This window comes from Cobetia sp. 3AK (genome assembly GCF_029846335.1).
In the GTDB taxonomy this organism is placed as follows: Bacteria; Pseudomonadota; Gammaproteobacteria; order Pseudomonadales; family Halomonadaceae; genus Cobetia; species Cobetia marina.
The window spans coordinates 40,966-52,603 of sequence record NZ_JARWKR010000011.1; the positions used below are offsets into that span (position 1 = coordinate 40,966).

The window sequence follows — 11,638 nt, forward strand, 5'->3', positions numbered from 1 at the left end:
ATACAGCCACCAGATTGTCGGCAATGATGCACTCAAGCCTTTGCCAGACGCCTGCCCCAGGCGCCGGCCACGGAAGATGAGCAACGACTCATCACCGTCTAAACGACTACACAAGATGCTCAAGGAGAACTTCATGGCAGGATTCAACAAGGTAGTGACCCGCTACGCCGATGCCATGGCGGGCCTGGAAGACGGCATGACGGTGATCGCCGGCGGATTCGGACTCTGCGGTATTCCCGAGAACCTGATCCAGGAGATCAAGCATCGTGGCGTGAAGGACCTGACCGTCGTCTCCAACAACTGCGGCGTGGACGGCTTCGGGTTGGGCATCTTGCTGGAAGATCGCCAGATCAAGACCATGATCGCCTCCTACGTCGGCGAGAACGCCCTGTTCGAGCGCCAGCTGCTGGACGGAGAGCTCGAGGTCATCCTGACCCCCCAGGGCACGCTGGCCGAGAAGATGCGCGCCGCCGGGGCCGGCATCCCCGCCTTCTTCACCGCGACCGGCTACGGGACGCCCATCGGAGAAGGCAAGGAAGTCCGCGAATTCGACGGTCGCCCTTATATTCTCGAGGAAGCCATCAAGGGTGACTTCGCCATCGTCAAGGCGTGGAAGGCCGACCGCTACGGCAATGTCGTCTACCGTCACACGGCACGCAACTTCAACCCGCTGGCCGCAACCGCAGGCAAGATCACCGTGGTCGAAGTCGAAGAGCTGGTGGAACCCGGCGAGCTGGACCCGGCCGAGATCCACACTCCGGGCATCTATGTCGACCGCGTCATCAAGGGCAGCTTCGAGAAGCGCATCGAGAAACGGACCGTTCGCTCGCGTTGAGCCAAGGCTCCGCCTGCATCCGTTTTCTCGCGACGACACTCCCCGACACGGCAAGGCGTCACCTCGATGGCGCTTCAGACAAGGAATACATCATGGCTTTGACACGCGAACAGATGGCCCAGCGAGTGGCACAGGAAATCCAGGACGGCTCCTACGTCAATCTGGGCATCGGCATTCCGACCCTGGTCGCCAACTACATCCCGGATGGCATCGACGTGATGCTGCAGTCCGAGAACGGCCTGCTTGGCATGGGACGCTATCCCTATGACGACGAGGTCGACGCCGACATGATCAATGCCGGCAAGGAAACCGTGACCGCCATCGATGGCGCCGCCATCTTCGATTCCGCCGAATCCTTCGCGATGATTCGCGGCGGGCACGTCGATCTGACGGTACTCGGCGCCTTCGAGGTGGACGTGAACGGCAACATCGCCAGCTGGATGATCCCCGGCAAGCTGGTGAAAGGCATGGGCGGCGCCATGGATCTGGTGGCGGGTGCCGAGAACATCATCTGCACCATGACCCACGCCTCCAAGCATGGTGAGTCCAAGCTGCTCAGCCAGTGTGAGCTGCCATTGACCGGTGCCGGCTGCATTCGCCGTGTCCTGACCGACCTGGCCTTCCTCGAGATCAAGGACGGTGCATTCCACCTGCTGGAACGCGCGCCAGGCGTCAGTGTCGAGGAGATACAGCGCCTGACCGCAGGCAAGCTCATCGTGCCCGACAACGTCCCCGAGATGCAGCTGGACGCCTGAGACGACCCAGATGCATCGCTTGACACTCCATCTCTCCGGCGATGATGGGCGCATCATCGCCGCTCTCCGAGAGTCTTGATGGTTGCAAGACCATCCACCGGCAGCGCTGCCATCGCTGCCGGTTTTTTTATCTCTTTCCCTCACCAAGCATGACGACCTGGCGGATCATTCGCGAGGAGCTGCCCACTGCCTTGAAAGCCCGCACGCACGCCCCATCCCCACGACGATGACTCACCTTGGCAACCTCTCAAGCGGGGCGATATACGGCGAGGTTCCATACCGACCAGAAACCAAGATAACGGGATAAAAGCAAGTCACTGTCAATCCTTGCGAAATCTGGAAAACTGACTGGCGCAATGCTGTCCATTCGAGAAGAATCTGCTCACGAGACACCCGACCAAAGGCGAAGTTTTTGATATTTCATTTGACCTTGGAGGCGCGGCAGCGCAGTATTGATCTCGTTGGTTAGCAAGTCGTATATCGTCAGTCGTGATCGAAACACTTCGGTACCTGGTGCATATCCTCCTTGTTTTACCCACGTATATCGGGTAACTCCCGGCAATATCATCAGTAAGGAATTACGATCATGGCAACTGGTACAGTCAAGTGGTTCAACGACACCAAAGGTTTCGGCTTCATTTCTCCGGACGACAACGGTGACGACCTGTTCGCACACTTCTCCGAAATCCAGGCTGAAGGCTTCAAGTCTCTGCAAGACGGTCAGAAGGTTTCCTTCGACGTCACCCAGGGCAAGAAAGGCCTCCAGGCCGCTAACATCAAGATCATCGACTGATCATGAGTTAGCTGAAAGAGACTAACCTCTCTTTTCACGGAAAAGCCCGCTTCGGCGGGCTTTTCTGCGTCTGGAGATTGCCTCGAAATCCGTGACTCCCCCTCCCCTGCCAGCCAGTTCCGTCATGCCTCAGCGCCACTTGCCTGCAGCGCACGACACGATCCAGTTCTCCCGGACCAGAGCCGAGCCTGCTGCCTGACGTCTGACGCCTGACGCCTGTCACAGGCAACGAAAAAGGGACCGCCGAAGCAGCCCCTTTCCCGTCCAGCCTTGCCTGTCTTCAGCCCATCATCAGCCGCGGTAATAGCGCTGCTCGACGAAGGGCATCTTCGTCACGGTCATCGGCAGTCGCTTGCCGCGTACATCCGCGAAGACCTGAGTGTCCAGCACGCTGTGCGCGATCGCCACATAGCCCATGGCGACCGGCTTGCCGTAGCTCGGGCCGAAGCTGCCCGAAGTCACGACACCGATGCGGTTGCCCTCGCCGTCGAAGAGCTCGGCACCTTCGCGAATCGGAGCACGCCCTTCAGCCACCAGACCGACTCGCTTGCGGGTGTGATCCTTGTTGGCGATCTGGGTCAGGATGACGTCCGCCCCCGGGAAGCCGCCTTCACGTGCACCGCCCTGACGACGCACCTTGCCCAGCGCCCAGATCAGGCTGGCTTCCACCGGCGACGTCGTGGTGTCCAGATCATGACCATACAGGCACAGTCCAGCCTCGAGACGCAGTGAATCCCGCGCCCCGAGACCGATGAACTCCACCTCTTCCGCCGCCAGCAGCAGACGCGCGAAGCGCTCCGCCTCAGCATCGGGGACGGAGATCTCGAAACCATCTTCACCGGTATACCCGCTGCGACTGACCCAACACTCGATGCCATCGATGGTGACATGGGCATGATGCATGAAGGTCAGCTCGCAGGCCTCGGGCGACAGACGCTGCATGACCGCGTGAGCCAGCGGCCCCTGCAGGGCGAGCAGCGCCCGATCCTCCAGCACCTCAAGCTCGATCTCCATCGGCAGCCCCACACGCAGATGCGCGACGTCCTGATCCTTGCAGGCAGCATTCACCACCACATAGAGGTGATCGCCACCATTGACGATCATCAGGTCATCGAGAATACCGCCGGTATCACTGGTAAAGAGTCCGTAACGCTGCATGCCCACCGGAAGATCGACGATGTCCGTCGGTACCAGCGTCTCCAGCGCCGCCTGCACGTTCTCTCCGCGCAGGATCAGCTGCCCCATGTGCGAGACATCGAACAGCCCCGCCTTGGCACGCGTATGCTCGTGCTCCTTCTTGACGCCCAGCGGATACTGGACGGGCATGGAATAGCCTGCAAACTCGACCATCTTCGCTCCCTGCTCGACGTGCAGGTCATGAAGCGCGGTCTGCTTGAGACCGGTGACAGCGGCGGAATCGGACATCATCATTCTCCAGAGTGGCATGCAACATCTCTCCGACAGCCAGGTGAATCTGGCCCTGTGCTGCCGGAGGCTAGTGATCGAGATAGGACAATCTGAGGGGGCTCACCCCGCCGCGCCTGCCAGCGACGGGGGGCTCCTGATGCGATCAGCGGTCTTCGCCCGCCAGCACTTCCTTGCCGTCAAAGTAGTCGCGGGTCAGCTTGAAGACCACCGGCGACAGCAGCGCCAGACCAATCAGGTTCGGAATCGCCATCAAGGCATTGAAGGTATCCGCCATCAGCCAGATGAGATCCAGCTTGGCCATCGCGCCCACCGGAATCGCGATCACGAACACGATGCGATACAGCATGATGGCGCGCGTACCGAACAGGTACTGGAAGCACTTCTCGCCATAGAAGGACCAGCCAAGGATGGTGGTGAAGGCAAACACGGCCAGCGCGATCGCGACCAGATGGTTGCCGACACCCGGCAAGGCCTGATCAAAGGACATGGAGGTCAGCGCCGCCCCCGTCTCACCGGAAGACCACAGGCCGGAGGTGATGATGGCCAGCGCGGTGATGGTGCAGATGACGATGGTATCGATGAAGGTGCCCAGCATGGCGACCAGCCCCTGACGTACCGGGTTCTTGGTCTGCGCGGCAGCGTGGGCGATGGGCGCACTGCCCAGGCCGGCTTCATTGGAGAAGATACCGCGCGCCACACCGAAACGGATGGCCGCCATCACCGCCGCACCGGCAAAGCCGCCAGTCGCCGCGACTGGATTGAAGGCGTAGGTGAAGATGAGGCCGAAGGCGTGACCGATCTGGTCAGCATTGATCACCAGAATGACGATGCCCGACAGGAAGTAGGCAATCGCCATGAACGGCACCAGCTTGCCCGCCACGCTGGAGATGCGCTTGATGCCACCCAGAATGACCGCACCTGCCAGCACCATCATCACGACACCGGAGGCCCAGTGCGGAATGGCAAACGAGGTTTCCAGGGCATCCGCCACGGAGTTGGACTGCACGGTATTGCCGATGCCAAAGGCCGCGAAGCAGCCGAAGAAGGCAAAGGCGCCCCCCAGCCAACCCCACTTGGCCCCCAGTCCGTTGCGGATGTAGTACATCGGACCACCGACGTGGTTGCCGTTGTCATCCACTTCGCGATAACGCACCGCACAGACGGCCTCGGCGTACTTGGTCGCCATGCCGACCAGCGCCGTGATCCACATCCAGAAGATCGCCCCCGGTCCACCCAGCGCGATCGCCGTCGCCACACCCGCGATGTTGCCGGTACCGATGGTAGCGGAGAGTGATGTCATGAGGGCATTGAACGGCGACATTTCACCATCGCCATCCTTGCCGGGCGCGCGCCCGCTCCACAGCAGCTTGAAGCCGGTACCCAACTTGCGGATCGGCATGCCCTTGAGGCCCGCCTGAAGATAGAAGCCGACCCCGAGCAGCAGGATCAACATCACCGGGCCCCACACCACGCCATTGATGGCGGTAAAGAGAGAACTGATCATTTCCACGCAGATTTCCTCCGCTGAATTGTTGTTATGACTCGATGCGAGGAGAGACACATCGGAAATCCCGTCTGGCCAGCCGGTCAACCGGCCAGCACGCCAAACGGACAGCTCACATTAGCGGAAGCTTCCAGTCTTCACTACCCCAACAGGGCTTTACGCTGGAATGTGAGCAAAACGTCACGCAAAAATCATGAAAATGTGTCAATCGCCTGAGGGATTCAGCCCGTTGATGGGCGTCACTCAGTGGATATCTCTTTCCCTTGTGCCGGCAACCTGAGCCTCTCCCGGGTCTTCCCCCACACCTCTCGCGGGCAGTCCCGTGACGACAGGCACGCTCCGGCGGCGCTCGGGGATACCTGCCATCAGGACACGCCTGATGATCAGAGCGTGAAGGAGCTTCCCTCAGCGAATATGGGTGTCGCTGCCTGCGACACCATTGACAGCACGCGAATCTGGACACAACATGGGAAACAAGTTTCCAATACGAAACAGGCGACACTCTACCTCGACTCAACAGGGCTCGCAAGCGCAGGAAAGTGGCATCAGATTCTCGCTGGAAACCCACCTCCCGTCAGAGGATGAGGACCTGGAGAACTGACTTCCAGCGGTGAAAAAACGGTCTGTACCCTGCACTCATGGGCCTTGTGCGCTGATACCTTCGCGCCATGGCGCAGATAGACCGGGCGTGGCAAGGCGAGACACTGGACGCCCGGAGCACGACGGACCACGATTAAGAGGGCAACTCGCTTGCCACTCGCCAAAAGTCGTAGAGGCACGCCGCGCTCAGCTACTGCCACGTGTCGAGACCTTCGTGCATAATGGCGCAACGATTCCCTGAATCAGAAAATCTTTTCACATAGGAAAACACTCATGAGCAACATTCCTGCCACGCTTAAGTACACCGAGAGTCACGAGTGGGTTCAGGACAACGGTGACGGTACCGTGACCATCGGCATCACCGACCACGCTCAGGAAGCGCTGGGCGACGTCGTCTTCGTCGAATTGCCGGAAATCGGTCGCGAACTGGCGCTGGAAGAAGAGTTCGGTGTCATCGAGTCCGTCAAGGCGGCCTCTGATCTGTACGCGCCGCTGGCCGGCGAAGTCATCGCCGTCAACGAGAGCCTCGAAGACGCGCCGGAATCCGTCAACGAAAGCCCCTATGACGATGCCTGGATTCTGAAGATGAAGGTCGCTGACAGCGCCGAGCTGGAAAAGCTGCTCGACGCGGACGCCTACACCCAGCTGGTGGAAAGCGAAGCCTGATCACGGTTGGCCTCCAGCCGCTGTCCGAGACAGCGCTGTCACATGGCTGGAGGCCGCTTGCCCGTCTCACCCGGTAGTACGCTGGCTCGGCGCCCCCAGCCGAGGCTTCACGATTCCCGACGCCCTGCCCGCCCTCCTGCGCCGGCAAGGCGATGTTCCTCCCGCGGACTGTCACTTGCAGTTCCCGTTGCAGCACAGGATTCCTTGCATGGCTCACGAGACGCTTACCCTGGCCCAGCTGGCCGGGCACGATGATTTCATTTCCCGTCACAATGGCCCGACTGCCGCCAATGTCACGCGCATGCTGGCGACACTGGGTGAAGACAGCATCGAGACGCTGATTGACCGCACCGTGCCGGCGGCCATTCGTCTGGGACGCGAGCTGGACCTCGAAGGGCCGCGCACGGAATCCGAGGCACTGGACTATCTCAAGCGCCTGGCGCGTCAGAACAAGGTATTCAAGACCTATATCGGCCAGGGTTACCACAACACCCACCTGCCGGCGGTCATCCAGCGCAACGTGCTGGAAAATCCGGGCTGGTATACCGCGTATACGCCGTATCAGCCGGAAATCGCCCAGGGTCGTCTCGAAGGGCTGCTCAACTTCCAGCAGGCGGTAATGGACCTGACCGGTATGGAGCTGGCCAACGCCAGCCTGCTGGATGAGGCCACCGCCGCTGCCGAGGCCATGGCGCTGTGTCAGCGCGGCAACAAGAAGAGCAAGAGCAAGCGCTTCTTCATCGCCGATGACGTGCTGCCGCAGACCCTGGACGTCATGCGCACCCGCGCCGACTACTTCGGCTTCGAGCTGATCATCGATGCCGCCGAGAACGTCGGCGAGCACGACATCTTCGGCGCCCTGTTCCAGTATCCGGGCAATACCGGTCAGGTACGCGATCTCGCACCGCTGCTGGACGCCGCGCGCGCCAATGGCGCGATGACCGTGGTGGCCGCCGACCTGCTGAGCCTGGTGCTGCTCAAGTCGCCGGGCAGCCTCGGCGCCGACATCGTCGTCGGTACCTCCCAGCGCTTCGGCGTGCCGATGGGCTTCGGCGGCCCGCACGCCGCCTTCTTCGCCACCACCGACAAGCTCAAGCGCTCGATTCCGGGCCGCATCATCGGGGTCTCCAAGGACTCGCGCGGCAACCCGGCACTGCGCATGGCGATGCAGACCCGCGAGCAGCACATCCGCCGCGAGAAGGCGACCTCCAACATCTGCACCGCCCAGGCGCTGCTGGCCAACATCGCCGGCTTCTACGCCGTCTATCACGGTGCCGAGGGCCTCAAGCGCATCGCCACCCGGGTGCATCGCCTGACCAGCATTCTCGCCGAGGGCGTCAGCCGTTGCGGCATGGCACTGGCCCACGACAGCTGGTTCGATGCCATCACCGTCACCGGCGTGAATGCCGGCAAGATCCATGGTCGCGAGCTGACCCACGAGATCAACCTGCGCCACCACGGCGATGGCCGCATCACCATCAACCTCGACGAGACCACCACCGCCGCCGATGTCGGCGTGCTGTTCGACGTGCTGCTCGGCGAGGAGCACGGCCTGTCCGTCGCCGCGCTGGACCAGGACCTGCTGGCCAAGGGCGCAAGCGCGATCCCGGCGGCCTGTCAGCGTGACAGCGACTTCCTGACTCACCCGACCTTCAGCCGCTATCACTCGGAAACCGAGATGCTGCGCTACCTGAAGCGCCTGGAGAACAAGGACCTGTCGCTGACCCACGCGATGATTCCGCTGGGCAGCTGCACCATGAAACTCAACGCCACCACCGAGATGATTCCGGTCACCTGGCCCGAATTCGCCAACGTCCACCCGTTTGCGCCCTCGGATCAGGTGGTCGGCTACAAGCAGATGATCGACGAGCTGTCGGCCTTCCTGGTCGAGATCACCGGCTACGACGCCATCTCCATGCAGCCGAACTCCGGCGCTCAGGGGGAATATGCGGGACTGGTCGCGATCCGTCGCTACCAGGCCTCCATCGGCGAGGGCGCGCGCGACATCTGCCTGATCCCCAGCTCCGCCCACGGCACCAATCCGGCCTCCGCCGCGATGGCCGCCATGAAGGTGGTGGTGGTCGAGTGTGATGCCAGCGGCAACATCGACATCAATGACCTGCGCGCCAAGGCCGAGCAGCACAGCGACAAGCTGTCCGCGATCATGATCACCTACCCGTCCACCCACGGCGTGTTCGAGGAAACCGTGCGCGAGGCCTGTCAGGTCGTTCACGATCACGGCGGTCAGGTTTACATCGACGGCGCCAACATGAACGCCCAGGTCGGCATCTGCCGTCCGGGTGACTTCGGCGGCGATGTCTCGCACCTCAACCTGCACAAGACCTTCTGCATTCCCCACGGTGGCGGCGGTCCGGGCATGGGGCCCATCGGCGTCAAGTCACACCTGGCACCCTTCGTCTCCAACCACGTGGTCACCCCGCTGGAAGGCGTGAAGCCGGAATGCACCGCCGTCTCCGCCGCCGCCTTCGGTTCCGCGGCGATCCTGCCGATCTCCTGGGCCTACATCAAGATGATGGGTGCGCAGGGGCTGCGTGAGGCCACCGAGCTTGCGATCCTCAACGCCAACTACATCGCCACGCGTCTCGATGGGCACTATCCGGTGCTCTATCGCGGCAAGAACGGCACCGTGGCGCATGAGTGCATCATCGATATCCGCCCGCTGAAGGCCGCTTCCGGCATCAGCGAGGAAGACATCGCCAAGCGCCTGATCGACTACGGCTTCCACGCCCCAACCATGTCGTTCCCGGTGGCGGGCACGCTGATGGTCGAGCCCACCGAGTCCGAGTCGCTCTACGAGATCGACCGTTTCTGTGAGGCGATGATCGCGATTCGCGCCGAGATCGCCCGTGTCGAGCAAGGCGAATGGACCCTGCAAGACAACCCGCTGGTGCACGCGCCGCACACCCAGGCGGACCTGATGGACGCCGAATGGAACCGTGGGTATTCCCGCGAGATCGGTGCCTTCCCCAGCGAGCACGTCAAGGCGGCCAAGCAGTGGCCGGCCGTCAACCGGGTCGACAACGTGCATGGCGATCGCCAGTTGATCTGCTCCTGCCCGAGCATCGACCTCTACCGTGATTGAGAGTCTCGATTGAGAGCCAGCAATGAGGCAGTGATGAAACGCTGTCGCTGATCGCTCTGGCAAAAAAACGCCCCTGCCGGGTAACCGGCAGGGGCGTTGTCATTGCAGCGGTCATTCAGGAGCCTGCTCAGTGGCGCAATGACGCGCCAGCCGAGATCACTCCTTCCAGCTCTTGAGCAGCTCGTCATAGGCGATGGTCTCGCCCTTGGGCTTCTCGTTGTCCAGCTTGGCCTTCGGCGCACCCGGCTGGGCGAACCAGTACTCCGCATCACGTTCCTCGTTGAGCTTCGGCCCACAGTTGTCCATCACCTTGGCGCGCTCGAGACGCTCGAGAATGCGGTCCTGCGCCTTGGCCAGGCCATCAAGCGCTTCCTGCGGCGTGGCTTCACCACTGGCGGCCTGGGAGATGTACTGCCACCACAGCTGGGCCAGTTTCGGATAATCCGGCACGTTGGTGCCGGTCGGCGACCACTGCACCCGTGCCGGGCTGCGATAGAACTCGACCAGACCGCCCAGCTTCGGCGCGGCATCGGTCATCGCCTGGGACTGGATATCCGACTCGCGGATCGGCGTCAGGCCTTCCAGGGTCTTCTTGAGCGAGACGGTCTTGGCGGTCACGAACTGCGCATACAGCCAGGCGGCGTGACGATTCTTCTCCGGCGTGGAGTCGAAGAAGGTCCAGGCACCCACGTCCTGATAGCCAAGCTTCATGCCCTCTTCCCAGTACGGGCCATGCGGTGACGGCGCCATGCGCCACTTGGGCGTGCCGTCGTCGTTGACCACCGGCAGGCCATCCCGCGTCATGTCAGCCGTGAAGGCGGTGTACCAGAAGATCTGCTGGGCGATGTTGCCCTGGGACGGCACCGGGCCGGACTCGGAGAAGGTCATGCCCTGAGCTTCCGGCGGTGCGTACTTGCCCAACCAGTCGACATACTTGGTGGTAGCATAGACGGCCGCCGGGCCATTGGCCGCGCCGCCACGCGTCACCGAGGAGCCCACCGGCTGACATTCCTCGACACGAATGCCCCACTCATCCACCGGCAGGCCGTTGGGCAAGCCCTTGTCGCCGGCACCCGCCATGGAGAACCAGGCATCAGTGAAGCGCCAGCCGAGTGACGGGTCCTTCTTGCCGTAATCCATGTGGCCATAGACCCGCTTGCCGTCGATTTCCTTGACGTCATTGGTGAAGAAGTCGGCGATGTCTTCATAGGCTGACCAGTTGACCGGTACGCCCAGCTCGTAGCCGTACTTGTCCTTGAACTGCTTCTTCAAGTCTTCACGCTCGAACCAGTCGGCGCGGAACCAGTACAGGTTGGCGAACTGCTGGTCCGGCAGCTGATAGAGCTTGTCATCCGGGCCGGTGGTGAAATCCAGCCCGATGAAGTCATCCAGATCCAGGGTCGGCGAGGTGAAGGCCTTGCCGTCGCCTTCCATCATGTCGCTGATCGGCACGACCTTGCCATAGCGGAAGTGCGTGCCGATCAGGTCGGAGTCATTGACGTAGCCATCGTAGATGTTGCGCCCGGACTGCATCTGGGTCTGCAGTTTCTCGATGACGTCGCCTTCCTGAATCAAGTCGTGGGTCAGCTTGATGCCGGTGATCTCGCTGAAGGCCTTGGCCAGCACCTTGGACTCGTATTCATGGGTGGTCAGGGTTTCCGAGGCCACCTTGATTTCCATGCCGCGCAGCGGCTCGGCGGCCTTGATGAACCACTCGAGCTCGGACATCTGCTCGTCCTTGCTCAGCGTGGAGGGTGAGAATTCCTGGTCGATCCACTTCCTTGCCGCATCCTGATACTGATCGGCCATGGCCTGACTGGAAAGACCCGCGAGCCCCGCCGCCGTGGCGAAGGCGATGGCGTAACGCAGGCGTGCGGGTCGAATGATGTGCTGACTCATGGGATGTCCCTTCATTGGCGTTATTGTTGTGTCGCGTCGTCCAACAACCACTTCC

8 protein-coding genes are annotated in these 11,638 nt (G+C 61.8%); 5 read left to right on the forward strand and 3 right to left on the reverse strand.

What is annotated here, in order from left to right; all coding sequences use genetic code 11:
- Positions 1 to 133: 133 nt before the first annotated feature.
- The 3 genes from QD228_RS14625 (at position 134) to QD228_RS14635 (ending at position 2,383) form a co-directional block, all read left to right on the forward strand.
- Entirely contained in the window at positions 134 to 835 is a 702-nt protein-coding gene (locus tag QD228_RS14625) for a CoA transferase subunit A (RefSeq protein ID WP_136938129.1), read from the forward strand.
- A gap of 92 nt (positions 836 to 927) precedes the next feature.
- On the forward strand, positions 928 to 1,590 hold the full coding sequence (locus QD228_RS14630) for a 3-oxoacid CoA-transferase subunit B (RefSeq protein ID WP_084209001.1): 663 nt from the start codon (positions 928 to 930) through the stop codon (positions 1,588 to 1,590).
- A 586-nt stretch (positions 1,591 to 2,176) separates the two neighbouring features.
- The gene (locus QD228_RS14635; protein WP_077372737.1) at positions 2,177 to 2,383 is read left to right on the forward strand and encodes a cold-shock protein; all 207 of its coding nucleotides are present in this window, start codon (positions 2,177 to 2,179) and stop codon (positions 2,381 to 2,383) included.
- A 291-nt stretch (positions 2,384 to 2,674) separates the two neighbouring features.
- On the opposite strand, the gene gcvT is transcribed toward QD228_RS14635, so the two are convergent.
- On the reverse strand, positions 2,675 to 3,808 hold the full coding sequence (gcvT, locus tag QD228_RS14640) for a glycine cleavage system aminomethyltransferase GcvT (protein ID WP_077372734.1): 1,134 nt from the start codon (positions 3,806 to 3,808) through the stop codon (positions 2,675 to 2,677).
- A 145-nt stretch (positions 3,809 to 3,953) separates the two neighbouring features.
- Positions 3,954 to 5,321, reverse strand: a complete 1,368-nt coding sequence (locus QD228_RS14645; protein WP_077372732.1) for a sodium:alanine symporter family protein — start codon at positions 5,319 to 5,321, stop codon at positions 3,954 to 3,956.
- A gap of 867 nt (positions 5,322 to 6,188) precedes the next feature.
- On the opposite strand from QD228_RS14645, the gene gcvH reads away from it, so the two are divergent.
- Positions 6,189 to 6,581 carry a glycine cleavage system protein GcvH gene (gene gcvH, locus QD228_RS14650; RefSeq protein WP_077372729.1) on the forward strand — a complete coding sequence of 131 codons (393 nt, stop codon included), beginning with the start codon at positions 6,189 to 6,191 and terminating at the stop codon, positions 6,579 to 6,581.
- Between the two features lie 208 nt (positions 6,582 to 6,789).
- A complete protein-coding gene (gene gcvP, locus QD228_RS14655; protein ID WP_279875963.1) occupies positions 6,790 to 9,684 on the forward strand; it encodes an aminomethyl-transferring glycine dehydrogenase in 2,895 nt (964 codons plus the stop codon).
- A gap of 156 nt (positions 9,685 to 9,840) precedes the next feature.
- On the opposite strand, the gene QD228_RS14660 is transcribed toward gcvP, so the two are convergent.
- Positions 9,841 to 11,493, reverse strand: coding sequence for an ABC transporter substrate-binding protein (locus QD228_RS14660; RefSeq protein ID WP_240499748.1), 1,653 nt, complete (start codon positions 11,491 to 11,493; stop codon positions 9,841 to 9,843).
- Positions 11,494 to 11,638 lie beyond the last annotated feature (145 nt).